The organism is Halalkalibacter okhensis, assembly GCF_000787375.1.
GTDB classification, from domain to species: domain Bacteria; phylum Bacillota; class Bacilli; order Bacillales; family Bacillaceae_D; genus Halalkalibacter; species Halalkalibacter okhensis.
The window spans coordinates 89,103-114,876 of sequence record NZ_JRJU01000009.1 but is presented as its reverse complement, the minus strand read 5'-3'; the positions used below and the strand labels follow the sequence as shown (position 1 = coordinate 114,876).

31 protein-coding genes and 1 pseudogene are annotated in these 25,774 nt (G+C 38.5%); 26 read left to right on the top strand and 6 right to left on the bottom strand.

Translation table 11 applies throughout. The features are described 5' to 3' along the window. Positions 1-5: 5 nt before the first annotated feature. Together selA and LQ50_RS08890 are read left to right on the top strand one after the other, a co-directional pair. Entirely contained in the window at positions 6-1,433 is a 1,428-nt protein-coding gene (gene selA, locus LQ50_RS08895; protein WP_308417918.1) for an L-seryl-tRNA(Sec) selenium transferase, read from the top strand. A 53-nt stretch (positions 1,434-1,486) separates the two neighbouring features. Then, positions 1,487-1,945: an acyl-CoA thioesterase gene (locus LQ50_RS08890; protein ID WP_052144668.1), complete on the top strand. Its 459-nt coding sequence runs from the start codon at positions 1,487-1,489 to the stop codon at positions 1,943-1,945. A 63-nt stretch (positions 1,946-2,008) separates the two neighbouring features. On the opposite strand, the gene LQ50_RS08885 is transcribed toward LQ50_RS08890, so the two are convergent. Then, positions 2,009-2,140: a small acid-soluble spore protein P gene (locus LQ50_RS08885; RefSeq protein WP_034628300.1), complete on the bottom strand. Its 132-nt coding sequence runs from the start codon at positions 2,138-2,140 to the stop codon at positions 2,009-2,011. Positions 2,141-2,248: 108 nt separating this feature from the next. Between LQ50_RS08885 and LQ50_RS25405 the strand changes: the two genes are divergently transcribed. Then, positions 2,249-2,395: a hypothetical protein gene (locus tag LQ50_RS25405; RefSeq protein ID WP_161784673.1), complete on the top strand. Its 147-nt coding sequence runs from the start codon at positions 2,249-2,251 to the stop codon at positions 2,393-2,395. A gap of 100 nt (positions 2,396-2,495) precedes the next feature. Here LQ50_RS25405 and sspO read toward each other — a convergent pair whose 3' ends face one another. Then, positions 2,496-2,624: a small acid-soluble spore protein SspO gene (gene sspO, locus LQ50_RS26250; protein WP_070808127.1), complete on the bottom strand. Its 129-nt coding sequence runs from the start codon at positions 2,622-2,624 to the stop codon at positions 2,496-2,498. Positions 2,625-2,908: 284 nt separating this feature from the next. On the opposite strand from sspO, the gene acnA reads away from it, so the two are divergent. The 7 genes from acnA to LQ50_RS08860 all read left to right on the top strand — a co-directional run bounded on the left by acnA (position 2,909) and on the right by LQ50_RS08860 (position 8,113). After that, positions 2,909-5,623, top strand: a complete 2,715-nt coding sequence (gene acnA / locus LQ50_RS08880; RefSeq protein WP_034628297.1) for an aconitate hydratase AcnA — start codon at positions 2,909-2,911, stop codon at positions 5,621-5,623. A 148-nt stretch (positions 5,624-5,771) separates the two neighbouring features. Beyond that, positions 5,772-5,915, top strand: a complete 144-nt coding sequence (gene ypzF, locus LQ50_RS25740) for a protein YpzF (RefSeq protein WP_202595367.1) — start codon at positions 5,772-5,774, stop codon at positions 5,913-5,915. A 12-nt stretch (positions 5,916-5,927) separates the two neighbouring features. Further along, entirely contained in the window at positions 5,928-6,140 is a 213-nt protein-coding gene (locus LQ50_RS08875) for a DUF1657 domain-containing protein (protein WP_034628296.1), read from the top strand. A gap of 152 nt (positions 6,141-6,292) precedes the next feature. Then, positions 6,293-7,012 (top strand): DUF421 domain-containing protein, encoded by a 720-nt coding sequence (locus tag LQ50_RS08870; RefSeq protein ID WP_034628295.1) that lies wholly within the window; start codon positions 6,293-6,295, stop codon positions 7,010-7,012. Positions 7,013-7,070: 58 nt separating this feature from the next. Further along, positions 7,071-7,211 carry an FbpB family small basic protein gene (locus LQ50_RS24900; RefSeq protein WP_084138685.1) on the top strand — a complete coding sequence of 47 codons (141 nt, stop codon included), beginning with the start codon at positions 7,071-7,073 and terminating at the stop codon, positions 7,209-7,211. Positions 7,212-7,258: 47 nt separating this feature from the next. Continuing rightward, positions 7,259-7,399 (top strand): acid-soluble spore protein N, encoded by a 141-nt coding sequence (locus tag LQ50_RS08865; RefSeq protein WP_034628293.1) that lies wholly within the window; start codon positions 7,259-7,261, stop codon positions 7,397-7,399. A gap of 255 nt (positions 7,400-7,654) precedes the next feature. Continuing rightward, positions 7,655-8,113 (top strand): VanZ family protein, encoded by a 459-nt coding sequence (locus LQ50_RS08860; RefSeq protein ID WP_034628291.1) that lies wholly within the window; start codon positions 7,655-7,657, stop codon positions 8,111-8,113. 68 nt (positions 8,114-8,181) lie between these two features. On the opposite strand, the gene LQ50_RS08855 is transcribed toward LQ50_RS08860, so the two are convergent. Next, entirely contained in the window at positions 8,182-8,805 is a 624-nt protein-coding gene (locus tag LQ50_RS08855) for a TVP38/TMEM64 family protein (protein ID WP_034628290.1), read from the bottom strand. A gap of 186 nt (positions 8,806-8,991) precedes the next feature. On the opposite strand from LQ50_RS08855, the gene LQ50_RS08850 reads away from it, so the two are divergent. The 10 genes from LQ50_RS08850 (at position 8,992) to LQ50_RS08805 (ending at position 18,379) form a co-directional block, all read left to right on the top strand. Beyond that, entirely contained in the window at positions 8,992-9,573 is a 582-nt protein-coding gene (locus LQ50_RS08850) for a copper resistance CopC family protein (protein WP_034628288.1), read from the top strand. Further along, complete coding sequence (locus tag LQ50_RS08845) at positions 9,570-11,165, top strand: CopD family protein (RefSeq protein ID WP_034628285.1); 1,596 nt, start codon at positions 9,570-9,572, stop codon at positions 11,163-11,165. The genes LQ50_RS08850 and LQ50_RS08845 overlap by 4 nt, the downstream gene beginning before the upstream one ends. Positions 11,166-11,253: 88 nt before the next feature. Further along, positions 11,254-12,183 (top strand): DMT family transporter, encoded by a 930-nt coding sequence (locus tag LQ50_RS08840; protein ID WP_034628282.1) that lies wholly within the window; start codon positions 11,254-11,256, stop codon positions 12,181-12,183. A gap of 142 nt (positions 12,184-12,325) precedes the next feature. After that, positions 12,326-14,662, top strand: coding sequence for an AAA family ATPase (locus tag LQ50_RS08835; RefSeq protein WP_034628281.1), 2,337 nt, complete (start codon positions 12,326-12,328; stop codon positions 14,660-14,662). Between the two features lie 24 nt (positions 14,663-14,686). After that, the gene (locus LQ50_RS08830) at positions 14,687-15,106 is read left to right on the top strand and encodes an acyl-CoA thioesterase (protein ID WP_034628369.1); all 420 of its coding nucleotides are present in this window, start codon (positions 14,687-14,689) and stop codon (positions 15,104-15,106) included. A gap of 116 nt (positions 15,107-15,222) precedes the next feature. Next, on the top strand, positions 15,223-15,459 hold the full coding sequence (tlp, locus tag LQ50_RS08825) for a small acid-soluble spore protein Tlp (protein WP_034628279.1): 237 nt from the start codon (positions 15,223-15,225) through the stop codon (positions 15,457-15,459). Positions 15,460-15,745: 286 nt separating this feature from the next. Next, entirely contained in the window at positions 15,746-16,063 is a 318-nt protein-coding gene (locus LQ50_RS08820) for a hypothetical protein (RefSeq protein ID WP_034628278.1), read from the top strand. Positions 16,064-16,110: 47 nt separating this feature from the next. Beyond that, on the top strand, positions 16,111-16,938 hold the full coding sequence (nadE, locus tag LQ50_RS08815) for an NAD(+) synthase (protein WP_052144664.1): 828 nt from the start codon (positions 16,111-16,113) through the stop codon (positions 16,936-16,938). A gap of 87 nt (positions 16,939-17,025) precedes the next feature. Next, positions 17,026-17,517, top strand: coding sequence for a DUF4352 domain-containing protein (locus LQ50_RS08810; protein ID WP_034628276.1), 492 nt, complete (start codon positions 17,026-17,028; stop codon positions 17,515-17,517). Between the two features lie 4 nt (positions 17,518-17,521). Beyond that, positions 17,522-18,379: a PHP domain-containing protein gene (locus LQ50_RS08805; RefSeq protein WP_034628274.1), complete on the top strand. Its 858-nt coding sequence runs from the start codon at positions 17,522-17,524 to the stop codon at positions 18,377-18,379. Between the two features lie 196 nt (positions 18,380-18,575). Here LQ50_RS08805 and LQ50_RS08800 read toward each other — a convergent pair whose 3' ends face one another. Next, the gene (locus LQ50_RS08800) at positions 18,576-19,235 is read right to left on the bottom strand and encodes a reverse transcriptase-like protein (protein ID WP_034628272.1); all 660 of its coding nucleotides are present in this window, start codon (positions 19,233-19,235) and stop codon (positions 18,576-18,578) included. Positions 19,236-19,412: 177 nt separating this feature from the next. Between LQ50_RS08800 and metA the strand changes: the two are divergent. The 4 genes and pseudogenes from metA (at position 19,413) to LQ50_RS08780 (ending at position 23,428) form a co-directional block, all read left to right on the top strand. Beyond that, positions 19,413-20,324 (top strand): annotated as a pseudogene (gene metA, locus LQ50_RS26505) (homoserine O-acetyltransferase MetA). A gap of 231 nt (positions 20,325-20,555) precedes the next feature. Continuing rightward, entirely contained in the window at positions 20,556-21,770 is a 1,215-nt protein-coding gene (locus LQ50_RS08790; protein WP_034628270.1) for an EAL domain-containing protein, read from the top strand. A gap of 105 nt (positions 21,771-21,875) precedes the next feature. Further along, positions 21,876-23,042: an MFS transporter gene (locus LQ50_RS08785; RefSeq protein ID WP_052144663.1), complete on the top strand. Its 1,167-nt coding sequence runs from the start codon at positions 21,876-21,878 to the stop codon at positions 23,040-23,042. A gap of 182 nt (positions 23,043-23,224) precedes the next feature. Next, positions 23,225-23,428, top strand: coding sequence for a hypothetical protein (locus tag LQ50_RS08780; RefSeq protein WP_034628268.1), 204 nt, complete (start codon positions 23,225-23,227; stop codon positions 23,426-23,428). 1 nt (position 23,429) lies between these two features. On the opposite strand, the gene LQ50_RS08775 is transcribed toward LQ50_RS08780, so the two are convergent. Both LQ50_RS08775 and LQ50_RS08770 read right to left on the bottom strand, forming a co-directional pair. Further along, positions 23,430-23,819 (bottom strand): YppG family protein, encoded by a 390-nt coding sequence (locus LQ50_RS08775; protein WP_034628266.1) that lies wholly within the window; start codon positions 23,817-23,819, stop codon positions 23,430-23,432. 15 nt (positions 23,820-23,834) lie between these two features. Then, positions 23,835-24,269, bottom strand: a complete 435-nt coding sequence (locus LQ50_RS08770; RefSeq protein ID WP_034628263.1) for an Hsp20/alpha crystallin family protein — start codon at positions 24,267-24,269, stop codon at positions 23,835-23,837. 95 nt (positions 24,270-24,364) lie between these two features. On the opposite strand from LQ50_RS08770, the gene LQ50_RS08765 reads away from it, so the two are divergent. Together LQ50_RS08765 and LQ50_RS26605 are read left to right on the top strand one after the other, a co-directional pair. Continuing rightward, on the top strand, positions 24,365-25,300 hold the full coding sequence (locus tag LQ50_RS08765; protein WP_034628261.1) for a dipeptidase: 936 nt from the start codon (positions 24,365-24,367) through the stop codon (positions 25,298-25,300). 60 nt (positions 25,301-25,360) lie between these two features. After that, complete coding sequence (locus tag LQ50_RS26605) at positions 25,361-25,645, top strand: HesB-like (seleno)protein (RefSeq protein WP_444542587.1); 285 nt, start codon at positions 25,361-25,363, stop codon at positions 25,643-25,645. Positions 25,646-25,774: the final 129 nt, after the last annotated feature.

Genomic DNA, 25,774 nt, shown 5'->3' with positions numbered 1-25,774 from the left:
GACGAATGAGTCACTCTTTTTTTGAAGAAGGGTGGTTCAAAATGCATCAATTGTTAAGACAAATACCTGCAATTCATGAATTACAACAAGATCAGAGATTCGTACAACTCCTTGAGACTAGTCATGTATCTAAGGCGAAGTTAACGGAATGGTTACAAGAGGCGGTAGCTCATGTTAGAAAAGAACTGCTAGCGGGGGAGTGTTCTGATGAAAATGATCCAAGTAGAATATCCAACACCATTTTCCAGCGTTTAATAGAACGCCTTAGTTACCACTCAACGTATAAATTAAGACGTGTGATTAATGGGACAGGAACGGTATTGCATACAAACTTAGGGCGAGCCCGCTTAAGTGACCGAGCGATCAAACAAGTAATGGAGACAGCGTATTCGTATTCGAACTTAGAGTATAATTTAAGCGAAGGGAAACGCGGTTCAAGGCATGAACTCATTGAAGAACTAGTAAAAGAAATGACCGGAGCCGAAGCGGCAATGGTCGTGAACAATAACGCTGCCGCTGTATATTTGGTGTTAAAGGCATTTGCTAATGGAAAAAACGTTATTGTCTCCCGTGGGGAATTAGTGGAAATTGGTGGTTCATTTCGCGTCTCATCAATTATGGAAGAAAGCGGAGCAGAGCTAATAGAGGTTGGGACTACGAATAAAACCCATTTTTATGATTATGAAAATGCCCTTACAGAAGATACGGCTATGATCATGAAAGTACATACAAGTAATTTTAAAATCATCGGATTTACGAAAGAGGTTTCCATTGCAGAACTTCAACCGTTAGCACAAAGGCATAATGTCTTGCTATATGAGGATCTAGGAAGTGGTGCCCTATACGACTTGAGAAAAGACGGAATAGGGGATGAGCCAACCGTTTCAGAGGCATTAAAGAAAGGTGCCGATCTGGTTACCTTTAGTGGAGATAAACTTCTAGGGGGCCCACAAGCGGGCATCATAGCAGGAAAAAAGAAGTGGATAGATAGACTGAAAAAACATCAGTTAGCACGTGTCTTGCGAGTGGATAAGATGACGCTAGCGGCCTTAGAGGCAACACTTAAAGAATACGCCAATGAAGAAACGGTTCGAGAAACCATCCCTACGTTAAAAGCTGTTCTATTGACGAAAGAGGAGATCCAGTCTCGGATTGAGACATTTCTACATGATTTATCTCCTTCTTGGCATAGAAAGATAAAGCATGATGTGTCTCAAGTAGGTGGAGGTACGATGCCTGAAGTAACTCTTGATACATCATTACTGTTGCTCTCTAATAGCAATTACACGGCGCAGTCGCTTCATAATCAATTAAGACAAAAAGAGCCAGCTGTTGTCACGCGAATCATCGATGATCAGATTGCTTTGGATTTTCGTACGATAGAAGAGCATGAATTCGCTGATTTACATAGATGTTTAAAAGAATTTGAATAGAAAAGGTGAGGGGAACCGTGGAAGGAAAACGCACATCAGAATCAAAAACGGTAATGACTGATTTAGTATTACCTCCAGATACGAATTATCACGGGACGATTTTTGGGGGAAATGTGATGGCTTATGTAGATAAAGTGGCAAGTATTGTTGCGATGAGGCATTCACGAGCGATGGTTGTAACGGCTTCTAGTGACAGCTTAGACTTTATCTCTCCTATTAAAACGGGAGAAGCGATATGCTTAGAAGGATTTATTACCTATACACGAAAGACGTCGATGGAAGTATATGTAAAAGTCGAGGCGGAAAATTTATTGACGGGGGAAAAGCGATTAACAGCGACGTCTTATTTAACATTTGTTGCTTTAGATAGTGAAGGAAAACCAACAAACGTACCTTCTGTCATTCCTGAGACAGAAGAGGAAAAGTGGCATTATGAAGGGGCGCTAGAGCGATTTGACCAAAGAAATAAAAGAAGACAAGCTCGAAAAGAGAGGTTAAGCCAAAGCGATTAGAAAGATGTTTTTTAGCCTTGATAGGAGTCAACCCCCTAATCAAGGCAACGGTGGTGTGTTAGCTTAGCCTTCACCATTCGTTTGACTAACTTGATTTCTTTTCTTTACCTTTTTCGATCCGCTTAGCGGTTCTGGTTGTCCAGAGGTTTTTGGCTGATTTCTACGTTGGTCTTTATACGTATTACGTTCGGTCATCGTGATTATCCCTCCTCTGGTGTAGTATAACTGGAAACGGCTAATGTATACGAATATTCCTTGTTGTTTTTCACACTCTATAATTGAGCTTATTCAAGGGGGAAATACATGCAACTTTCCGAAAAGCAACAAGTAATTGAAGCGGGGCGGAAGGCAGTAGAGAAAGCTCGAAAAGCAGTTGGAAATATAAATGCTCATGAAGCTGATTTTCTTGCGAAAAGAAAAGAGAATCGTTTAAACCGTAAGAGTGAGTAATACAACTTCATACTGTTGCATAATTGAGGGGAATTCGAATGGGAGGGCACAAATATAGATATAAAATTCGTGCCCTCTTCGATTGAATCCCTCTTTTTTTCTATTGGCGCTTTTTCTTTTTTTTGTTATGCTGGCGTTCCATTTCAGTTAATGGTTCATTCGCCGTTTCTTCTTGGTGTGCTGCATTATAGTCAAGAACACGCTTGTCTTTCTCATTTGGTTGTTGCACGGATAACACCTCCCGAATTGTAGGATTTGTGATTGTGTCTTAGTTTATGCAATGTGAGTAAGAAGAAGATTCGTCAAAGAGTTTCCCACATTTGGAAATTTAGTTTCAAAATAATTTCAAAAAATCATTTATTCTTCACAAAAGTTTTGATATTCTAAAGAGGGACTGTTTTGTCGAATCATTTAAGCGCTTTCTATTTTTGGAAAATAGACAGTCTAGTCGGTCTGATTTAGACAATTTTGACAGTTTGCGGTATGATAGTCTTGTAAAGGGAGGGTATACATATGTCAACGAAAAATGATGTATTCAAAGCAAAAACATCCTTTTCTTTGGATGGTAAGACAATTAATTATTACTCTTTAAAAGCACTAGAAGATGCTGGTCTAGGCAATGTATCGAAACTACCATATTCAGTAAAGGTTTTACTAGAATCAGTTCTTCGCCAATACGATGGTTATGTAATTAAAGAAGAGCATGTAGAAAACTTAGCGAAATGGGGAACAAGTGAATTAAAAGAGATCGATGTTCCTTTCAAACCATCTCGTGTTATTCTTCAAGACTTTACAGGGGTACCTGCTGTAGTAGACCTTGCTTCATTACGTAAAGCAATGGCTGACCTTGGTGGGGATCCACAGCAAATTAATCCTGAAATTCCTGTAGACCTAGTTATTGACCACTCAGTACAAGTGGATAAAGCTGGAACAATGGATTCATTAGATTTCAATATGAATTTAGAATTCCAACGTAATGAAGAGCGTTATCAGTTCCTCAGTTGGGCAAAGAAAGCATTTGATAACTATCGCGCAGTTCCACCAGCTACAGGTATCGTTCACCAAGTAAACCTGGAACACATTGCAAATGTTGTTCATGCTGTAGAGCAAGATGGAGAAACGATTGCTTTCCCTGATACGCTAGTTGGTACAGACTCACACACAACCATGATCAACGGTATTGGTGTACTTGGTTGGGGTGTAGGTGGTATCGAAGCCGAAGCTGGAATGCTTGGACAACCGTCTTATTTCCCTGTACCAGATGTAATTGGTGTTAAGTTAACTGGTTCTCTACCTAGTGGAACAACCGCTACCGATGTTGCATTAAAAGTAACGCAAGTATTGCGTGAAAAGAAAGTAGTTGGAAAATTTGTTGAGTTCTTCGGTCCTGGACTTGCAGAAATGCCACTTGCTGACCGTGCGACGATCTCAAACATGGCACCTGAATATGGTGCAACTTGTGGTTTCTTCCCAGTTGATGTTGAGGCACTTAATTACATGAGATTAACTGGTCGTTCTGAAGAACAAATTAAGCTTGTAGAAGCTTATTGCAGAGCAAATGGATTGTTCTATGTAGCTGGTGAAACACCTGATCCAACTTATACGGATACAGTTGAAGTGGATCTTAGCGAAATAGAAGCAAACCTATCTGGTCCTAAACGCCCACAAGATTTAGTTCGTCTTTCAGACATGCAAAAATCTTTCCGTGATGCTGTTGTTGCACCACAAGGAACTCAAGGTTTAGGTCAAACAGAAGCAGAATTTGACAAGAAAGTTCCAGTTAATTTTAAAGATGGCCGAAAAACGGTAATGGAAACAGGTTCAATCGCTATTGCTGCAATCACAAGCTGTACAAACACTTCGAATCCATACGTTTTAGTTGGAGCAGGTCTAGTTGCTAAGAAAGCTGTTGAGTTAGGTCTTGAAGTTCCTGAATTCGTTAAAACTTCTTTAGCACCTGGTTCAAAAGTTGTTACTGGTTATCTAACTGACTCAGGTCTTCTTCCGTACTTAGAAAAACTTGGTTACAACTTAGTTGGTTACGGCTGTACTACTTGTATTGGTAACTCTGGTCCATTAGAGGACGAGATTGAAGAAGCTATTTCTAACAGCGACTTAACTGTAACTTCAGTACTATCAGGTAACCGTAACTTTGAAGGGCGAATTCACCCATTAGTGAAAGCAAATTACCTTGCTTCTCCACCGCTTGTAGTTGCGTATTCTCTTGCGGGGACAGTGGATATTGATCTACAAAATGACCCAATTGGTCAAGATAAAAATGGTAAGGATGTATTCTTTGCAGATATTTGGCCTACTTCAGATGAAATTTCTAAAGTGGTTTCTGAAACAGTTACTCCTGAATTGTTCCGTCGTGAGTACGAGAATGTATTTAGTAGCAACCCTCGTTGGAATGAAATTGAAACAACTGATGATGCTCTTTATAAGTGGGATGCTGACTCAACATACATTGCAAATCCTACGTTCTTCGAAAATCTGTCTCCAGATCCAGAAGATATTAAGCCATTATCAGCTCTACGTGTCATCGGTAAATTTGGTGATACAGTAACAACAGACCATATTTCTCCGGCTGGTGCGATTGGTAAGGATACGCCTGCAGGTAAGTACTTAATTTCTAAAGGTGTTGAGCCTAAAGATTTCAACTCTTATGGTTCACGCCGTGGTAACCACGAAGTTATGATGAGAGGTACATTTGCAAACATCCGTATTCGTAACCAAATTGCTCCAGGTACAGAAGGTGGGTACACCACTTACTGGTCAACAGGTGAAGTGACATCTATCTATGATGCAGCTATGAAATATAAAGAAGAAGGTACTGGCTTAGCTATTTTAGCTGGTAAAGATTACGGTATGGGAAGTTCTCGTGACTGGGCAGCCAAAGGTACAAACCTACTTGGTATTAAAACAGTTATCGCTGAGAGCTATGAGCGTATCCACCGTAGTAACCTTGTTCTTATGGGTGTACTTCCACTTCAATTTAAAGATGGCGATAGCGCTGAATCTTTAGGTTTAACTGGAGAAGAGTCATTCGACGTTCAAATTACAAACGATGTAAAACCTCGTGAAATGGTTAAAGTCGTTGCAACTGATAAAGATGGCAAGCAAACTGAATTTGAAGTTCTTGTACGCTTTGATAGTGAAGTGGAGTTGGATTACTACCGTCACGGCGGGATCCTACAAATGGTTCTTCGTAACAAGCTTGCAAATTAATTAAAACGAAAAGCCCTTCTTTTACCTATAGGTAGAAGAAGGGCTTTTTTTCAATTTATTTAAAATTTCATGTACCGTACTATTTTGTATTTTGAACAAAAACTTGCACATCCTAAAACAGATAATTAAGGAAAAGGAGGCTGAAATAATGGGGCGTCAGAAAAAGGGCAATGCTAATGCGCAACGAAACAATAACGCTAAAAAGCATGGAAAACAAAATCACCCGGAAACGGGCTATGAGACTTACGCAGAGCAAGAAGCACAAAAAATGAACCGAAATCAACATTCCTAGGAGGAAGGGACGATGACAGTTCAAACGCAGATGCAACAAGCTATTGCCTCCGCGCAAAGCGTTCAAGCTAGTTTAGTTCAATTTTCGCTTGAAACCGAAAATCAAAAAGCAAAACAGTTATTTGAAGATTTGGCAGAACAGCAAAAAAACATCCTTACATTGCTTGAAGGAAGATACCAACAAGTTTTACAAGAAGAACCACAATTTAAGCAATCGAATCTCTAAGAAATAATGGTTGTCTCTAGAATCGTCTGGCTGTTGTCTAATCAATGTACTTTGCTTTTTAGTGTACATCGTAATTGGCATGGATGGGCATATCTTTTTAGAGGCAACCGTTCAAAGTGATACAAAAGAGAGGAAGAACGGAGGAGAAAAGATTGTTTGATTTTTGGCAAGGTGCTGAAGGATTACCGGTTTATGGACATATGATTCGAGCCATGATTGTGTACTTTTATATTTTTATTATCGTAAAGGTGTTAGGGCAGCGTTCGATGAGTTCAATTGATGCACTAGATTTTATTTTTGGTGTGGTCATCGGTGATATTTTGGGTGAACCATTAACGGATGGAGAGCTTCCTCTAGCAGGTCCAGTTGGTGCGGCTGCTATGATCGCCGGCTTACATTTATCATTATCTATTTTTGCTCTAAAAGCTCCACGGTTTCGGAGGGTTATTGAAGACGAACCCATTGTCTTAATGAAAAATGGGAAGATCCTTCACAAAGAATTAAGAAAAGCAAAGATAACGCTTGAAGCCTTTCTTATGGATTTGCGATTAAATAATGCCAGTGACTTAACCGAAGTCGATTATGCCATATTGGAAATGAATGGATCAATTAGTGTGATTAAGAAGTCAAATTTTGAGAGCGTGACTCCGAATGATATGCAAATGAATGTCGCCAATAAAGGGTATTCTTCGGTATTAATTGAAGATGGAAGAATTATTGATGCCAATGTTCAAAAATTTGGTACGTTAGATTGGTTAAGAGATCAAGTTCATAAACATGGATTTGCTAACCCTAAAGAGATCTTTTTAATGACAGTTGATGAGTCAGGACAGATTTATACAAGCCCAAAATCAAATAATACAGAATCTTAAATGTATAAAAACACTTCTTTTTAGCCACAATGGTAAAAAGGTAAAGGAGTGTTTTGTCATGAGAAGAGTCAGAAAATTATCATTTGAAGAATTAGTCCGAGAAAACAAGGAGAAATTATTAAAAGATAAAGAAGCGTTGGATCGTTTAGAAGAAAAGTGGGAGCGAAAAAGATCTTCTGTCAATCAAGTCGAGCTGTGAATAAGTTGGCTTTTTAGAGGTAACCTATTGATAGGGAGGGGTTACTTATGAAAAGCACAAAGTCAAATTTTGCTCAATTTCGACCTGACCATTTAGGGACACAACCTGTAAAATCGAAGGCGAATAACGGAAAAAAGATGGCTCAAAAAAGTAACGAGCAACCTAATTATGTTCCTCCTAAAGGATAATTCATAACTGCTATACCCTAGAGATATCTAATCTCTAGGGTATTTACAACTTTAGCCTTTTCAGTGGCTCTTTATTTGTGCAGCTTTGGTATAGGAGAGAGTTATTTGTCACTTTTGGGTTTAGAGGGCTCTATTTTTATGTGTGAATATTTCGTAAATAAATACTGAAGAAAGTTGTCGAGGAAAAATGCTTGTCAGATAGATCTATAAACGAAATAATGGAGTAGGAAAGATGTCACCAGGGGAGTGAAAAACATGAGACATCAAAAGCTAATCTTCACTTCGTTATTTCTCTGTTACCTAATTCTCTTATTCTATGTAACGTTATTTGCATGGAATTATGGTGCCTCTTTAGGACCAACAGGACCAGGAGGTAGAAACTATAACGTAATTCCTTTTCGCAGTATATATCGAATTGCTGTTTTTAGCCCTCAATTGGCAGATCCCATCCGGATTTTACTTGGTAATATCGTTTTGTTTATTCCATTGGGCTTTCTTCTACCAGCTATTTGGATAAAAGCACAACGTTTGGCAACCATTATTCTGGTTGGATTTTCAGTTTCTTTATTGATTGAAGTAAGTCAGTTTCTATTTACTCAAAGGGTTGCTAATGTGGATGATGTTATTTTAAATACGTTAGGTGCAAGCATCGGGTTATTTATTTTCTCGATCATTAGATGGACGAAAAGTAGAATTGTATATCTTCATACATAACAGGTGGCCAGTTGGGACTTCACTTAGATAGAAGCTCAAACTGGCCACCTGTTTTCATTTATTAGTCTTTAGCTTTTAGGGGTATAGCGATTAAATAAACGAAAGAAAACGTAAACGATTAATAAAAAGGATCCATAATAGAAAGTGATATACAGGAGATCACTTGGGTTTGTGACAAGAGTATTTCCCACTGTTGCAAATAAAATCATAGATGGAACTTTCCCTAACGATGATGCAATGCTATAACGAATAAATGAGACTCTACTTAAGGCAGAATAAATATTGACGACGATCGATGGGATAACAGGGATGAGCCTAGTTAAGAAAATCGTCATAAATGCATTACGTTCAAAAAGGATGGTAATTTTAGACAATCGATCATACCGATAAAGCCATTTCTTTCCCCAGTCTTGGTACCCGTATCGAACAAATGCAAACATAAGAATGGAAGCAAGTGAAGATCCAATCCAAGTTACTAAGCTTCCAGCAACTGGGCCATAAGCAGCACCAAGAACGCCTCCAATAATTGGATATGGAATGATCGGAAACAGAGCAAAAAATGTAGCAAGGATTGATGTCACAAGCATATATTCAGTTCCGCCTTGACGTATCCATTGGAGAAGCGACTCCCCATATAAATACATCAATACAGCAACAAGTACATACCCAATAAAGACAAGACTTTTTCTCATTAAAACCTTCCTTTCTCCACCGTTTATTTTCTCATAATGTTGCCGCGATTGTTTTAATTTCTTTTGTCACTTTCATGAACCTTTTGACTGATTGCTGGAGCATGGTTGTCATCTCTTTTCGAAACGGCGCTTATCTGCTAAAATAGGTAAAACAAACAGGAATACTAGGAAAAGGGAGAAAGAAAAATGAAAAAAGTGAAATCGATATTCATTATGTGTATAGTACTACTTTTGTTTCCTTTACATGTAGCAGCCCATTCTTATGTTACGGAATCAACACCAGGTGATGGGGATGTCATAGAAGAGGCTGTTGATCAGATTGTTCTTCACTTCAATGCAGGAATTGAACGGGTTAGTACAGCTACGGTTTATTACGAAGATGGTGAAGAGGTTGAAATAGAAAATATTGACGTTGAAAGTCCTGATTTAACCATCTTTCTAGTAGAGCCACTGTTGCCTGGTGAGTACGTAGTGGAATGGAATGCTTTAGGGGAAGATACACATCAGACAGAGGGGAGTATCTCTTTTGAAATTTTAGAATATGAAGTAGAAGAAGCAGTTGAAGAAACGACAGAGCCTGAAATAGATGAATCGACCATTGTTGAGGAGGAAACAACTACGGGCGAAGCAGATGAACCGAATGTGACTGAAACGGACGAGAGCGTTGTGGAGCCCTCAATGGAACGTTTCCTTTTGCCCATCGTTATGACGGGTGCGATCGGAGTGCTTGTGATTCTCCTATTATTAATCAAGAGGTTTCGTAAATGATTGATTCGATTGCTAATGTGTTGCTTTATATTTGCTTTGCTCTTTTAATGGGCTTCTTATTCCTTTACGCCCTTCCAAACCGATATCGACCAAACCTTATAGAACCTAAGAAATTGTTGAAGGGCTTACTTGTCCTCATCCCGGTTCTGCTGCTTGTTCCAGTTATCCGAGTTGTCCTAACTCTATATACCCAATTTTCCGTGCCTTTTTTTGAGGCAATTGGCACGGTTGTTTTATATTCGTCGGGTCAAGCCTTTGTCCTTTCAGCTATTATTGCCACCGTGCTTTTTGTTAATCTTGCCAATTTGAAGGGGTCATGGTTATCGGTTCTGTTGGTCTTATTTCTTATTGTTTTAGCTAGTTGGTCTAGTCATGGTGCAGCAGTAGCAGGGATGTTTGGGTTTATTGGAAACACACTCCATCTGGTTGCTGTTTCAATATGGATAGGTACCCTTGCAGTAGTGGGGTGGTTTGCTTCTGATTGGAAAGAGATACGATCGTTTACTCGATGGTTTTCGATCGTAGCGTTAGTAGCTGTAGCTACCATCGTTGTCTCAGGGTTCATGCTCATGGCAGCTATCGTTCCGGAGTACATTCAATCTTGGTTACTAACTTATGGTCAGTTATTATTAATCAAACATTTATTGTTTTTGCCACTCTTGGTCTTTGGCTTACATCACTTTTTCCTAGGGTTACGTAATGAAGTGGGTAACGAAAAGGTATCGAAGTCCTTTCGAATTGAATCAATAATTGCGTTGTTGGTGTTTGGGGTTTCAGCATTTATGACGGAACAAACTCCCCCACATGAAGTGGTACAGACCCTTCAAACTGAATCCGTTGCACCACTGATGCAACTTTTTCTTACGGAGACAGTCAGTTTTGGTGTGATCTCCTTGTCTTTCTCAATCATAGAAATCAGCTTGTTTGTTCTGGGGTTATTTATTTTTGCTTATGCAGCATGGATTTTAATGAAGTCTATGCATTTAAGAAAAGCAGTAACTGCTTTTGCGGTAAGTTTAGTTTTTCTTTATTTAACGTTGATGTTTAGTGTGGAAATGGGAGGATACGAACAGGACGAAACGGTGTATCCAACGATCAAAGAAGCGATTTCACAGCCGTATCAGTCAGACGCAAAGATCGACGTATTAATAACCGAACAATATGAAGAAGAAATTTACGTTGTATATACAGTTGACCAACATGATTTAGTCGCGGAAAAAGTCATTCCTATGGATGGCGGATACAAACGATTACCGGCCGCTATGCTAACGATTGGTGGGACAGCTATTGTTGATGAAAAGCAAAAGATCCGAACGTTTCGTGTTCAAAGTGGAAATTGGCATGATGATCGATATGCCAACACATATGTAACGTTTGGTATGATTCAAGATCCACTAGACGTGGCGAGAGTACAAATTCATTATGAAGGTGGATCCTACATTGCCGAGCTAGAACAACAAACTTTTATTAATGTTGTATCTAGTAATGAGAATTGGGCAGATCAACATCCCATCGATTTTCTAGCAGAAAATGGGGAAGTGATCGAAACGTATTCACGAAATGTCATGGAAGAAGGAGTTTACTGCCATTAAGGTTGTAAACTCTTTTTCTTTTAAAAAATTACTATTTCGTTTATCGAAATAAAGGCGTACAATGGAAAATAAAAAAGGGGAAGAGCAAATGGAGAGAAAAAAACAGTGGATGATTTATGGGATGTTAACTCTTGCGACAAGTACATGGGGAAGTGCTTTTATTGCAGGGAAGATTGCTATTGAAAGTTTTGAGCCTGCCACCATTTCTTTTTTGCGTTTCTTTGGAGCGGCCTTGCTGCTATTCCCAATCATGTGGCTAGTTGAAAAAGATATTCCAAAGCCAACGAAAAAAGACTGGGGTATGTTTGCGTTGTTGGGACTTACAGGAATCGCTATATATAATATTTGTTTCTTTTTAGCAAGCAAGCACGCTCCAGTGATAAAAAGCTCGTTATTTATTGCGGCAAATCCCATGCTCATTATGCTTTTGTCAGGGGTTGTGTTAAAAGAGACAATCACAAAAAGAAACGTCATGGGTCTTTTGCTTGCCTTTTTGGGAGTGGTGACAATTATTACAGAAGGAAATATGATGACTTTGATTCGTTTTCAGTTTGAACTAATTGATTTTGTCTTGTTAGGAGCCGTAATAACATGGGCATTATATAGCGTGCTCGGTCGAATGGTTCTTAGAAAGTACAGTTCAATTGTCTCAACGACGTATGCGGTCGGCTTTGGAACGTTGTTTTTGCTTCCTTTTTCTTTATTTGAAAAACCATGGGAGCATGTTGCAACAAGCACATGGCCAGCTTGGTTAGCCATTGCACATATGAGTGTATTTGTCACGGTTTTAGGCTTCATTCTCTATTACTATGGAATTCAAAAAATTGGAGCAGCTAAAGCTTCGATCTTTATTAATGTTATGCCAGTTTCTGCTGTTGTGATGGCTACTCTTTTCTTAGGAGAAAAACTAACGGTTTCGACAATGGTAGGTGCTTTCTTTGTTCTATCGGGTGTCTATGTCGGAACATCAGTGAGACGTAGAAAAGAAGAACACACCTCACATGCAAAGACTGGATAATGATGATAAAATGAAGAACATAGATTTTTGAGGACAGCAAGTGGCAGTAAGCCTTTTGCAATAGCCTTTTAATTGAAATACTGAAGTAGGATTCGCTATTATCTATTGTTTAGTATTTCGTTTTTTAGAAAGTGGTGTGAAAATGTTACAAGATCGTTGGACGAACGAACAAATAGAAATTTGGCTTGAGAGAATGGAACAAGGAAAAGAGGCATTCCATGAAGGGAAAGCTTGGGAAATTCTTGAACAATTTGATCTTGCAGATGGTGAAGAGGACGAAAGAACGAAACAGTATCGTTCGAAATTGCTTTCACTGCTTGCTCATACTAGGTATAAAAGAGGAAAGAAAGTGGATCACTTAGTAGAACGTTGGGTGAACGAGGCATTAACGCTCGATCAAACGAATGCTTTAGCCCACCAGTTAAAAGTGGAGTCATTTTTTGCTTTTTTACAACAAGTGCCGATACCAAGTAAATTCCCACCCATTCGGGAAACCGATCATGGAGCTGCAAAGAAAAAAACAGCTCATGAATACCATCAAATCGCTAATACCTTTTTTCGCTATGTGGATCAGTACAAGGAACAATGGCAGGCGGTTCAAACATCTCTTCCTTATCTTGAAGATAGCGAACGGTTTAGTGATGTGGATCGTATCGTTCACTTTTTTGATGATTTACAAAAACCATTTAAAGCGATTCAGTCTGCTACATCTGAATATGCAGATTCGGTAACGAGCGTTTATTATTCAGCTACTCAATTTAAACAAATCATTAAAGCGACAAAAGAGATTGAACAACTAATGGAAGAGTGGATGGAACATTTTCCTTCAGAACAAGAAGGTTACGAACAAGAGACAGCCTTAGACGAATTACACCGATTAATCGGGCTAAATGACGTGAAGGTTAGAGTGCAGCAGCTCTACCAATTTTTACATTATCAAAAAGAACGCTTGCGTCAAGGGTTTCAGTCGAAAGATGGGATCAACTTACATATGATTCTGACAGGAAATCCAGGGACAGGAAAGACGCATCTAGCAAGACTAATGGCTAAAATTTATTATGAGCTTGGATTATTAGAACGTGATGAAGTGTATGAAGTGGACCGTACTCAGCTTGTTGGAGCCTATGTAGGCCAATCAGAAGAAAATACAAATAGAGCAATTGAACGTGCTTCTGGTGGGGTTCTATTTATTGATGAAGCTTATAACTTAAAAAGAGAAGGAGCAGCAGGGAATGATTACGGTCAAACCGTTATTGATACGCTCGTCTCAGCTATGACAAGTGGGAAATATGCAGGAACGTTTGCCGTTATCTTGGCTGGATACCCGGAGGAAATGCGGACATTCTTACGTTCCAATCCAGGATTGAGAAGCCGATTCCCTGAACAAAATCAAATAAAAATTGAGAATTATACGATAAATGAGTTGCTTCAAATTGCGGAGAAAATGGCGACAGACAATGATTATATTTTAACACGTGGGGCTAAGCAGGAATGCCGAAGACGAATTGAAAAAGCTCAAGTTGATCAGTCATTCGGTAACGCTAGAGCTGTGAAAAATATAATTTTAGATGCGATTTTTCAAAAGGGTTCTAACATGTCATTAGAACATCCTCAAACAGAAGACTTTGTCCTTTTGCAGGCGGATGATTTTAAAGAAGACAAAAATCAACCTAGGGAAAAATCAGCGAAAAATGAGTTAAATCAACTTATCGGACTAAAGCAAGTAAAAAAAGAAATGGCACAGCTCACTTCCTTTGTCCAAATTCAGCAGAAGCGAAGAGAGAACGGACTTCAAGCATTACCGCTTCAGATCCACTCTGTTTTTACCGGAAACCCAGGAACTGGGAAGACAACCGTAGCAAAACTATACGCAAAGTCGTTAAAAGAAATTGGTTTGTTAAAACGAGGGCATCTTGTCATTGGTTCTCGTGCTGATTTAGTAGCTGGCTATGTTGGACAAACCGCACAAAAGACGAAAGAAATCATAAAAGATGCTCTAGGTGGCGTGTTATTTATTGATGAAGCTTATTCACTTTTAGCAGATAATCAAGGCGATTTTGGTAAAGAAGTGATTAATACCCTTGTGCAAGAAATGACCGAGCATGAAGAGAATCTTGTTGTCGTATTAGCTGGCTATGGAAATGAAATGCAGCAGCTTCTAGATAGCAACCCAGGGCTTCGGTCACGTTTTAAGAAGCACATTTATTTTGCGGACTACTCAAAATCGGAGTTAATCCAAATGATTGAAAAGCGGGCCGACGAAACGGGATATTGTTTGACCAATGGAGCAAAGGAATTACTAAATGAACTGCTAGCTGATGACGGGCATCCAGGAAATGGTCGCTTTGCCATGGATTTATTTGATCGACTTGTGCAGATACAATCATTGAGGCTTATTGACTTTGATCAGGTGAATGTAGATCAGTTACCTGTCATTGAGCAAGAAGACGTAGAAATTCTTCGAAAAGAAGGCGTATGATTGAGAAATGAGGGAGGGGTAGTTTTGTTTATTTCTACAAGAGAAATTCAAGTTTTATACGCGGATACCGACATGATGGGGGTTATCTATCATGCGAATTATTTAAAGTACTTTGAGCTTGGGCGTGGTGGGTTAGTAGAAGATGTTGGTTATAGCTATGTTGGCATGGAGGAGGCAGGTTTTTTTGCACCTGTATACGATGTAACGGCAACGTATAAAAAGCCGGTCCGTTATGGGGATCGAGCGTTCGTAAAAACATGGGTCGAAGGAAACGATGGGTTGAAAACTGTTTACGGATATTCAATTGTTAACGAAAATGATGAGATTTGTGTTGAAGGTACAACCACCCACATTATCGTAAAAAAAGAAACATTTAAGCCGACTGCTTTTAAAAAAGCTTTCCCGGAATGGTTTCAAAAGTATGAGGAGATTAAGAAAAAATAATGCCATAAGAATATGGGCAAAAAGATCAATAAATGAATCTTTTGCGACCTGTGAATAAGCCTTGAGTCATTATCCATACTAAGCTTGCAAGTATTTCATTCAAAGGGGTAATGAACATGGCGAAACCAGATAACCGTAATGATAACGTAGAAAAACTTCAGCAAATGAAAGAAAACACAGAGCACAATATTGAGGCAGCTGAGGAATCTGTTGCTCATACAGATATGACAGAGGCTCAAAAACAATCTGTGAAAGAAAAAAATGAACGCCGTAAGGAAAGCATCCAAGGGTTCGAAGCTGAAATGGCCGATGAGATGCAAGCAAGGCAAACTGGATACCAAGACGAGTTATAAAAAATACAAGATAGGAAATCGCTTAGGAATACTTCTAAGCGATTTTCTTCATTTAAGTACCGGATAGGAAATGGCTTTAGAAATAGAAGGATCGATTTTCAGGCTCCTTTACATCAGTATGTCATTGTTTCTAACAAGGTTTTTTTTAACCGATGTAATGGTTTCAAATCTCTTGCGTTGGCAAGCTTTGTTTGGCATAGGTTCAGAGTGATCAAGAGGTTGTTTTGTGTAAAGAGAAGAGATGGTGTGCTATAATCAAGCCAAACAATTCTAAAAGGTGATATTGATGGCTTTTGGACTAAAAAGACGAACGTTAATCGAGTGGAAGCAGTTAGCGGAAAAAGGCGAAATTGCCTTTTTAACGCATTTTTGGTTAGACGAGCGTTTTCCTGGTTGTACCACTGTAACCAAAGTAGCCTGCACCAATATTTCTAAGCTTGAAGGCTGGGGAGCTCAGTATGGGTTAAAGCCAGAGTGGATTCATCGTAGGGACAAATATCCTCACTATGATTTACTCGGGGATAGGCAGATAGAAATTTTAAAAAACGAAGGGTTGGAAAACCACTTATTCAATTTAGGTCAGGGGCATCGCTTTCAACAATAGCGATTTCATGGTTATAATAAGATATGACGTTGATAGGAGGATAAAATATGGCAACGCAAGAAACAATTATTCGTGATCTACAAACAAATTCATCCATTGATCCCAAAGAGCAAATTCGTACGAGAGTAGACTTTCTGAAAAACTATCTATTACATACGGGAGCAAATGGATATGTCCTTGGAATCTCTGGAGGGCAAGACTCGACATTGGCTGGCAAGCTAACGCAAACAGCCATAAATGAACTTAATGATGAGCAACAAGACAAAACATATACGTTTTATGCTGTAAGACTTCCATATGGAGAACAACAAGATGAGCAAGATGCTCAGGATGCCCTTAGCTTTATTGAACCAACAAAGGCGATTACGGTTAATATAAAAGGTGCTGTTGACGCATCTGTAGAAGCATTTAAGAAAGCTACGGGCGGAGAAGTACTTTCCGACTTTAACAAAGGAAATACGAAAGCTAGAGAACGTATGAAAGCACAATATGACCTAGCTGCTCATTATGGTTGTCTAGTGATCGGAACGGACCATGCAGCTGAGGCCATTACAGGATTCTTTACAAAGCATGGCGATGGGGCATGTGATATTGCGCCATTATTTGGGTTAACGAAAAGGCAAGGAAAAGCATTGCTAATGGAATTAAATGCCCCTGAACATTTATATAAAAAAGCACCAACAGCGGATTTAGAAGATGATAAACCTGGCTTACCTGATGAGGTTGCATTAGGTATGACCTACGAGAATTTAGATGATTATTTGGAGAACAAAGAAGTAGAAACTGATATTGCAAAGAAGATCGAATCTCGTTATGTGAAAACGGAGCATAAACGTCAGTTGCCGGTAACAATTTTTGATACTTGGTGGAAATAATAAGTCATAATTAATCATTGTATATCATACCTTAATTCGAGTGTCTTTGATGATGTTTTTTTGATAATCGAATAAGGAGAGAAAATGATGAAAAGGAAAGTCGTATTATTGATGGGCCTATGCGTGTGCCTAGTATCGCTTGTAGGAGTATATAACTTTTTAGACTTAGGAACGGAAACGTCTACTGCTCAAACCATTGTTCCAGAATCAATTGATGAGGATACTACCCGTGAAGTTAATGGTGTAAATATAACGTTAAATGGAGCTCGTATAGAAGAGTCGACGCAGGTAGATAGTCATTTCGTAATAATAGATCTAGAGTTCGCTAATCATCGGGAGACGGTTTATGAATTTTCCACGTTCAAACTAACATTAGTTGATGAAGACAACTTTGCTCATGGGGTAACCACTCAAGTTGAGACAAAGGGAATCTTAGGTGGGCAGTTACATCCGGGAAGAACCAATCGAGGAGAGGTAGCGTTTTTAGTTCCAAAGGCCAAAGAGTATGAGCTCGTATATACGGATCATTTGCGAACAGGACAAGTTACGTGGCAAGTACATGTTAATGAGGATGAGTAAATAGATGAATGGACAGAAAAATAGTGACCTTCATATGCATTCAACCGCATCAGATGGCGGGTATACGCCAGGTGAGTTGATGAAAAAGTGCAAAATGGTCGATCTAGAGATTGTCTCTTTGACAGATCATGATAGCGTAGAAGGCATTGAAGAAGCAATTAGAGTAGGGAATGATCTTGGATTGCGCGTGATTCCAGGCATTGAATTCTCAACTAAGTATAAAGGGAAAAGTGTTCATATTTTAGGCTATCAATTCGATTGGAAAGATCAACATTTACAAACAATACTCGCCAATCAGAAGCAGTTGCGAAGGGAGCGACTAGACACGATCATTCAACGTCTAGAAGCGGTTGGGTTACCTATTCAGGCACAAGATGTGTTAAAGCATGTAGATGGAGGTAGCATCGGCAGACCACATGTTGCCAAAGCATTAATTGAGGCTGGTTATGTAGCTGATGTTGCTGAGGCTTTCGAACGCTATTTGGCAGAGGGCAAGCCGTGTTATGTTGAAAAATCGCAAGAAATGACCGTGGAGGAAGCGATTGGCTGGATTCACCGAACCGGAGGAATTGCCATTGTCGCACACCCTGATTATTATGGAGTTGATGGTGATTTAATCAACTGGGTAAGAGATTGGGGACTAGACGGGATTGAAGTTTACCATCGAGATCATAATGAAGAGGCTGTCAAGCGTTACGAGACTCTTTGTGATGAAATTGAAGAACAAATAGGAACTACGTTATTCAAAACGGGCGGATCTGATTTTCATCATGAAGATTATGGAAGGGTTCCGGAACCTTTAGGTGTAACAAGATTGAGTAATCATTTTGCTGAAATACTATTGCAAAGAAATAATAAATGAATAACAGTAAGGGGCTATCCCAAAAGTCTGCAACAGAGGTGGCAATGGCTCCGTTCGCTACGCGCCTTGGGAGGAGAAAACCACTCCTCTCAAGGCTTTTAAAAGAATGTAGCGACTCCACTGATTGCTTCGGGGGTGTCTCAAAAGGTCTGATTTTGACCTTTTGAGACACCCCCTTTTTTGAAGAAATAGACGATCAGACTTTTTCGATCACGCTCTCAATTTTCGTTCCTTCAAGCGCTTGAGTAGCTAGTTGGTCTGCTTCCTTGTTTAAGCTTCGATCAATTAACTCGTAGTTTAACGTTAAGCCAAGTTTGGATGATCGTTCATCAATTCGATCTAACCATTTATTATAATGTTCTTCATAGCAAGGCCATTCACCGGATGCTTGGTTTACAACGATCATGGAATCGGAATGAATGTTTACTGTTTGGTGATGAACACCCATCTCTTCTAACTGTCTTAGTAAACGATATAAAGCTGCATATTCAGCCTCATTGTTATCTTCTAAAAGTTCGAAGGTATCGTTACATCGTACTCGCCATTTTTTGTTATTTTGTTGATAATAAATAGCAAGGCCAATCCCTGCATAACGAGAGCTTACATCAAACCCACCATCTATATATGCGTGAACATCATGTGGTTCTGTTTCAAATTGTTTCAGGAACTTTGTTAAATCTTTTTTCGTCCAAGTCGTATCATGATCATCTAAATATTCAATGCTCTTTAAGCGTCCTGTTTTTTCTAAGTCATCACTTACTATTAACGCAGACGCTACACTCATCCAATCCGACTTCATAAAGAAGGACTGCTTTGTTTTTGCAGGTGTATAGTACCATTCTAAACGAATTTTCATAAGATTCACCTCATTTATATGTTGTAAGTTAATTGCAGAATTTCTATTTTCATGATAAGTTAAATTATCGAAATGTTACGTTTTTTTATATGTTCTTAATTTTATCACGAACGAATACGATAATGACAATGTTTACATACAAGTAGTATACGCATTCAAAAAAGGAGTTCATGCATTATGCCTATTAAAATCCCTGATCATCTACCTGCAAAAGAAATATTAAATACAGAGAATATCTTTGTAATGGATGAGAGTCGTGCGTACTCTCAGGATATTCGACCATTAAAAATTGTGATTCTTAATTTAATGCCTATTAAAGAAACAACTGAAACGCAATTGTTACGCTTACTTGGGAACAGTCCTTTGCAAGTAGAAGTATCGTTCTTATACCCAACGACACATGTTTCAAAAAACACATCACACGAGCACCTCTATGAATTCTATAAAACATTTGATGAAATAAAGACGAAAAAATTTGACGGAATGATTATTACAGGAGCACCTGTTGAAATGTTAGAGTTTGAGGTCGTTGATTATTGGGAAGAGCTGCAAGAAATTATGAATTGGAGTGTTAACAATGTTACATCTACTCTCCATATCTGTTGGGGGCCCAGGCAGGTTTATACCATCACTATGGAGTCAATAAGTATCCACTAGAAGCAAAAAAATTCGGGGTGTTTTACCATACCATTGAGAAACAAAATGTTAAGTTACTTCGGGGATTTGATGATGAGTATTTAGCACCTCATTCAAGGCACACAGATGTAAGAAAGGAAGACATTGAGCAAGTAAATGATCTTGAGATATTAAGCTTGTCTGATGAAGCAGGCGTGTATATTGTTGCATCAAAAAAATGGCAAGCAAATTTTTGTAATGGGTCATTCTGAATATGATGTTTGTACATTACAAGAAGAGTATGAAAGGGATAAGGAGAAAGGGTTAGCTATTGATCTGCCTTACAATTACTTCCCGAATAACAATGATCAAAAGCTTCCTCGATTACGCTGGAGAGCTCACTCTAATTTACTTTTCACCAATTGGCTAAACTATTATGTTTACCAAGAAACACCTTATGATTTAGGGAAATAGATGATATGAGCAAGGCTGTTTCAAAAGGCCAAAGAACGGTCTTTTTGAAATAGCCTCTTTACATGTCGCTAAAAGGGCTGATCCAGGTATCATTTTTTATAGGTTGTCTATTCGCACTAATACAATGAAGCTATGATATAATAAATTTGCTAATAGGAACGGTGAATAGTTTCAGCAAACGAAAGGCTGTTGTCAAAAGGAACATGTCTTTTATGGTGGAGGTGTGTAGAATTGGATCCTTTAGATATCATGATGAATAAAGATTGTGTCATCCCGTTTTTTCAACCGATCTTTAGTGCAGATAAACAACTCGTCGTTGGATATGAAGTTTTGGCAAGGCTTCAAACAGATGAAGGAGACAAAAGTTTAGGTTGGTTTTTTCAAGATAAGAATATTCCAGATGAATATCGATTAGAATTAGATGATCACATCCAAAGGCTGGCGCTTGATCAATTTATTACAATGGAGCAAAAAGCATACTTGTTCCTTAATTATGATACGTCCTTACTTCTAAAAGACAATGGTGAAACATTTCTAAAATGTATGGAAGAGTATCAGCAAAAAGGCTTGAAAATTGAGCAAATTGTGTTGGAGCTAAAAGAGGATGATGTGGCTGAATATTTCTATGATAACAAGCACTTTTTTTATTATATTCAGAGCTTTGGCTTTAGGTTAGCCCTTGATGATGTTGGTCATAATGGCAGCAACTTGGATTTAATTGCTATGTTAAAACCGAATATTATTAAAGTTGATGTTGGATTTATGGAAGATGAAGAATTCCCGCATTTGTATTCTGAGGTTCATCAATCTCTGTCTATGTTGTCTAGAAAAATTGGGGCTACGTTGCTTTTTGAAGGCATTTCCAATTTTAATCAGCTCAATTATTCATGGCGTAATGGAGGTCGATATTATCAAGGTTACTATTTAAGATCGCCGAATGCTACATTTGTTGAGCCAGATTGCTGCAGAGAGAAAATGCAAAAGGAATTCCAACATTTTATTGTTTATGAACGAAAGAAGATGCAGTCACAGTTCACTTTAACAAATGAGCTTACGATGCAATTGAAGCAGACAATGAAATCGATTAATCAAGAAGACTACGATGAATTAATCATGAAAGTGGCAAGTGATTGTGATCGTTATGCATTTCGTATTTACGTATGCAATGCAGAAGGATTTCAACAATCGTCCAATGCAGAAAAAAACGAAGAAAACAAATGGGTTTTGATTGAAGAAGGCCGTTTCAAAAACTGGAGCTGGCGTCCTTACTTTCTTGAAAATATCATCCGGATGAATATTGAAAAAAGAGGGTTTTTATCTGATTTATATACGGATATTGAGCGTGACGAAAGGATTCGTACATATTCTTATCCGATTTCAGATAATTTATTTTTATTTCTTGATATTCCGTATACGTATTTATTTGAGCAAGAAGGCTTGCTTTGATCGTTAGTCTGATTTAGTTGAATGCAACTAAATCAGGCTTTATTATTGCTGATGATCCCCATCGTCCATTCAGAACATATGAGGGTTGTCGTATAGGAGGCGTGTATGAACCACCGTTCGATCTACCGGTTGATGGCTTATCTCTTTTTTGCCCATTCAACGATTACCATTATTAATGGTTATTTTCCTGTTTTTTTTAAATCGCAAGGGCTTACAGGTTCTCAAGTTGGTTTGTTGATGGCCATTGGCCCTTGTGCAACGATTATTGCACAACCAATGTGGGGCTATTTAAGTGATAAATACAAGAGCATTAAGAAGATGATCGTCATTGCTTTAATTGGATTAAGTGCAACTGCGGTTACATTTATGCTCGTTAACTCGTATGCAGGTTATTTAGTGATGATGTTTATCCTATTTTTCTTTGTATCTCCAACAACAGCATTAGGAGATTCGCTAGCTCAAAAAACATCTGTTCAGAAAAAGGTTAGCTTTGGACGAATTCGGTTGTGGGGATCGTTAGGGTTTGCCATCACTTCGCTTGTCGTTGGCTATGTGTTAACATGGATAGGTGTCGAAAAAATCATGCTGCCTATGCTAGTTATGGCCTTAGTTGCCTTAGCGGTCGCTTTCTCAATCAAGGATGTTCCAGGAAACAATAAACCAGTAACCGTATTAGATGCTGTGAAATTAACAACAAATCCATCCCTTTTTTTATTCTTGCTTTTGGCGTTTTTCATTTCTGTATCGCACCGAGCGAACGATATTTATCTCGGGCTTTATGTAGTCGAACTTGGCGGACCAGAAGCGATGATTGGGTGGGCGTGGTTTGTAGGTGTTACAGCAGAAGCTCTAATTTTTGCTACGACCGCTTATTGGTATAGAAAGTGGTCGCCATTAACGTTTGTTATTCTTGCAGGTGTGCTATACGGTGCACGGTGGATATTAATGGCATTCGTTGAAAATCCATGGTTGATTTTGCCAATTCAACTGTCCCATGGATTAACATTTGCCGTATTTTATATCGCGGCTTTCCAAATCATTAATAAGTTAATCCCTGAACATTTATTAGCTACAGGTCATGTCCTCTTTATTACCGTTATCTTTGGACTTGCGGGCATTGTTGGTTCACTGTTTGGGGGATATATTATTGAGGCCACTTCGATCTCGACACTTTATTTAATTATTGCGGGAAGTGCTTTTATTGGCTCGATTGGATTGGTCATTTTTCAAAAAAAATCAAGTTCCCATCATACAAAAGAGGTATCTTATTAAGAGGTAATGATAAAATTCTTTTATCGTACCTATGATAAGACACCTCCTAATTAAGAAAAAGGAAAGGATGAGTTAGCATGAAAATAATTCTAACTGAACGAGCTCTTGATTTCTTTCAACACACAGATCTTCACGAAAAGGCGATTCGTGTTCGAGCATATGACACATTTGAATGAAGTACGATGGTTGCGTACGACCTTACTCTGGATGAGTCGAGGCTAAATGATTCACATAAGCGAATTGAAGGGCTCCCTTTTGTATATGATGACAAAACAATAGAGGAGATTGGAGCATTCGTTAAAATAGATTATGTCCCCTCACAAGGGCTGAAAATGATTAATGCCAATCAAACGCTCGCTTATGCACTGCAATTAAAAGAGTTGTAGCTTATTTCTTTATAAAGAGACTTCCTATTGATTTTACAATTGGTGATGCTTGGTGAACAGTTTTGACAACTTGGTCAACGGTACTTACCGTTTTGCCCATATCAAAACTTCCGCTTTCATTGGTAAATGCGGATTTGAAGAAAGATGGTTTATTAGATTTAAAGCCAGGTTGTTTGCTCATATTCATACCAGGTGCAAATGGCGGTCTAGGTCGGGGCTGACCTTGTTGCATTGGTTGCATATACCCATGCATTTGTTGTGGTTGCTGATGATGAAATGGTTGCTGCTGTCCAAACGGAGAGTAAGGATTGTGCTGGTACAGCGATGCTTGTTGAAATGGTTGTGGTCTTTGCCTTATTGGACGCTGTTGATTTTGACTAGGCTGAAACATTCCTAATCAACCTCCTTATTCAATTGGTATTTGTTTTCGTTTATTAGGAATTAAGATTTGTAATAGCCCATTTTTATAAGTGGCTTTTACCTCTTGTTCTTGAATGAAAAAAGGTACGGGAATGACGCGCTGTCTCATTTGTGTATGATTTACTCGCTCTGTTATTCCGCTTTTATCATCTATATATTCAGATCGTTCGTCCTGTGTTACCTGGATTCTAACAGCTTGACGATAGATATCTAGATTTATTTGTTTTTTACTAACACCTGGTAGTTCAGCTTCGATGATAAAAGAATCTTTCGTTTCGTAAACGCTTGTTGGTATTGGAGGTAAAAATAACGGATTATCATTAATTTGTTGCATCGTATTTTGGAAGAAGCCATCAATTGTTTTTAATAGATCTTGGTAATTTTGAGGGAGTTTTTTGGACCAAGGTTGTTGATTTGACATGTATGTCACCCCTTCATAATTAAATTATTAGTATATATATATGAGAGAAAAACGGTAAGGGTGCAGGCATGAATAACGAAAAAGGAGGGGATTTTATGAATAAAGGAATTATTGATACTCATTGTGACGCTTTGTTAAAATTGTGGGAACAGCCAGACCGTAATTATTTGACCGATGCAAATATTGATGCAAATTTCAAAAGGCTACAAGCGGGCAATGTTCAAGTTCAACTATATGCCATTTTTGTTGAACCGTTTATTAAACAAGATCAGAAGTTTCAGGTTGTGATGGAGCAAATTGAAATTTTTTATGAAAAGGTTTTGAAATCAAATTCTAAGATGCGTCATATAAAAAAATGGTCCGATCTCCATTTACTAAAGGAAGATGAAATTGGAGCAGTACTGACGCTAGAAGGTGTAGATCCGATTGGTGATGATTTAACGAAGCTGTCGATTTTATATCAACTAGGTGTGATTTCAGTTGGATTAACATGGAATCAAGCTAACCTTTGTGCTGATGGCGTTGGAGAAACTCGTGGTGCAGGCCTAACTCTATTAGGAAAGAATCTCGTACAAATGAATAATGTAAACCAAGTGCTGACAGATGTCTCTCATTTAAGCATCAATGGTTTTTGGGATGTCATGGATTTGGCTAAATATCCGATTGCTTCCCATTCTAATGCTCGTTCTATTTGCGACCACCCAAGAAATTTGTATAACGATCAAATTCAGGCGTTGGTTCAAAAACAAGGATACATTGGGCTTGTCTTTTGTCCCGATTTTGTAACAAGCAATGAGCAAGCAACTATAAACGATCTTATCAAGCATGTAGATCATATGTGTAGCCTAGGGGCAGAAAATCATATTGGGTTTGGCTCTGATTTTGATGGCATTAGTAGCAAAGTGCTCGGATTAGAGCATAGTGGCGTGTATGGAAACTTACTAGAAGAATTAGAGAAACATTATTCTACTTCTCAGATTCAAAAATTTGTAAGAGGGAATTTTGAGCAATTGGTAAATCGAATTGTATGATTTTATCACGTTATTTTAGTATACTTAATTGTATGTATGAGAAATGGGGTGAAAACGAACGTGAAGATTACTGATAAAGCGAAAGACTTTCTTGTAGAAACAATGAGTGAACATGGTTTAAATACCGTACGCGTTGTATTTGCTGGTATGGGTTGAGGTGGTCCTAAATTAGGGCTGGCTCTGGATGAACCAGCAGAATCCGATCATCAAGAAGTGATCAACGGTATTAATGTAGCAATAGAAAAAGACATTGTACAACAAGTAGCAGACTTGACTCTTGATTATCAAGAATCAGAAAATGAAGCTGGTCTTGTGATGCTTGGCGGCGGTCAAGACTGTTGTTAAGGAAAAGAAGAGGTGCCGTGTGGGCCCTCTTCTTTTAGCGAAAAGCTCTCAAAAATAAGAATTGAGTTTTTTTACATAGTTTTTCAAATAACTTGGTTTTGAATTATGTGGACTACGCCATAATAAGTG

What these genes read in the sequence shown, in the direction of transcription:
- selA (WP_308417918.1), top strand. Translation starts at nt 6, where the DNA reads ATGAGTCACTCTTTTTTTGAAGAAGGGTGGTTCAAAATGCATCAATTG.
- LQ50_RS08890 (WP_052144668.1), top strand. Translation starts at nt 1,487, where the DNA reads ATGACTGATTTAGTATTACCTCCAGATACGAATTATCACGGGACGATT.
- LQ50_RS08885 (WP_034628300.1), bottom strand. Translation starts at nt 2,140, where the DNA reads ATGACCGAACGTAATACGTATAAAGACCAACGTAGAAATCAGCCAAAA.
- LQ50_RS25405 (WP_161784673.1), top strand. Translation starts at nt 2,249, where the DNA reads ATGCAACTTTCCGAAAAGCAACAAGTAATTGAAGCGGGGCGGAAGGCA.
- acnA (WP_034628297.1), top strand. Translation starts at nt 2,909, where the DNA reads ATGTCAACGAAAAATGATGTATTCAAAGCAAAAACATCCTTTTCTTTG.
- ypzF (WP_202595367.1), top strand. Translation starts at nt 5,772, where the DNA reads ATGGGGCGTCAGAAAAAGGGCAATGCTAATGCGCAACGAAACAATAAC.
- LQ50_RS08875 (WP_034628296.1), top strand. Translation starts at nt 5,928, where the DNA reads ATGACAGTTCAAACGCAGATGCAACAAGCTATTGCCTCCGCGCAAAGC.
- LQ50_RS24900 (WP_084138685.1), top strand. Translation starts at nt 7,071, where the DNA reads ATGAGAAGAGTCAGAAAATTATCATTTGAAGAATTAGTCCGAGAAAAC.
- LQ50_RS08865 (WP_034628293.1), top strand. Translation starts at nt 7,259, where the DNA reads ATGAAAAGCACAAAGTCAAATTTTGCTCAATTTCGACCTGACCATTTA.
- LQ50_RS08860 (WP_034628291.1), top strand. Translation starts at nt 7,655, where the DNA reads ATGAGACATCAAAAGCTAATCTTCACTTCGTTATTTCTCTGTTACCTA.
- LQ50_RS08855 (WP_034628290.1), bottom strand. Translation starts at nt 8,805, where the DNA reads ATGAGAAAAAGTCTTGTCTTTATTGGGTATGTACTTGTTGCTGTATTG.
- LQ50_RS08850 (WP_034628288.1), top strand. Translation starts at nt 8,992, where the DNA reads ATGAAAAAAGTGAAATCGATATTCATTATGTGTATAGTACTACTTTTG.
- LQ50_RS08845 (WP_034628285.1), top strand. Translation starts at nt 9,570, where the DNA reads ATGATTGATTCGATTGCTAATGTGTTGCTTTATATTTGCTTTGCTCTT.
- LQ50_RS08840 (WP_034628282.1), top strand. Translation starts at nt 11,254, where the DNA reads ATGGAGAGAAAAAAACAGTGGATGATTTATGGGATGTTAACTCTTGCG.
- LQ50_RS08835 (WP_034628281.1), top strand. Translation starts at nt 12,326, where the DNA reads ATGTTACAAGATCGTTGGACGAACGAACAAATAGAAATTTGGCTTGAG.
- tlp (WP_034628279.1), top strand. Translation starts at nt 15,223, where the DNA reads ATGGCGAAACCAGATAACCGTAATGATAACGTAGAAAAACTTCAGCAA.
- LQ50_RS08820 (WP_034628278.1), top strand. Translation starts at nt 15,746, where the DNA reads ATGGCTTTTGGACTAAAAAGACGAACGTTAATCGAGTGGAAGCAGTTA.
- nadE (WP_052144664.1), top strand. Translation starts at nt 16,111, where the DNA reads ATGGCAACGCAAGAAACAATTATTCGTGATCTACAAACAAATTCATCC.
- LQ50_RS08810 (WP_034628276.1), top strand. Translation starts at nt 17,026, where the DNA reads ATGAAAAGGAAAGTCGTATTATTGATGGGCCTATGCGTGTGCCTAGTA.
- LQ50_RS08805 (WP_034628274.1), top strand. Translation starts at nt 17,522, where the DNA reads ATGAATGGACAGAAAAATAGTGACCTTCATATGCATTCAACCGCATCA.
- LQ50_RS08800 (WP_034628272.1), bottom strand. Translation starts at nt 19,235, where the DNA reads ATGAAAATTCGTTTAGAATGGTACTATACACCTGCAAAAACAAAGCAG.
- LQ50_RS08785 (WP_052144663.1), top strand. Translation starts at nt 21,876, where the DNA reads ATGAACCACCGTTCGATCTACCGGTTGATGGCTTATCTCTTTTTTGCC.
- LQ50_RS08780 (WP_034628268.1), top strand. Translation starts at nt 23,225, where the DNA reads ATGGTTGCGTACGACCTTACTCTGGATGAGTCGAGGCTAAATGATTCA.
- LQ50_RS08775 (WP_034628266.1), bottom strand. Translation starts at nt 23,819, where the DNA reads ATGTTTCAGCCTAGTCAAAATCAACAGCGTCCAATAAGGCAAAGACCA.
- LQ50_RS08770 (WP_034628263.1), bottom strand. Translation starts at nt 24,269, where the DNA reads ATGTCAAATCAACAACCTTGGTCCAAAAAACTCCCTCAAAATTACCAA.
- LQ50_RS08765 (WP_034628261.1), top strand. Translation starts at nt 24,365, where the DNA reads ATGAATAAAGGAATTATTGATACTCATTGTGACGCTTTGTTAAAATTG.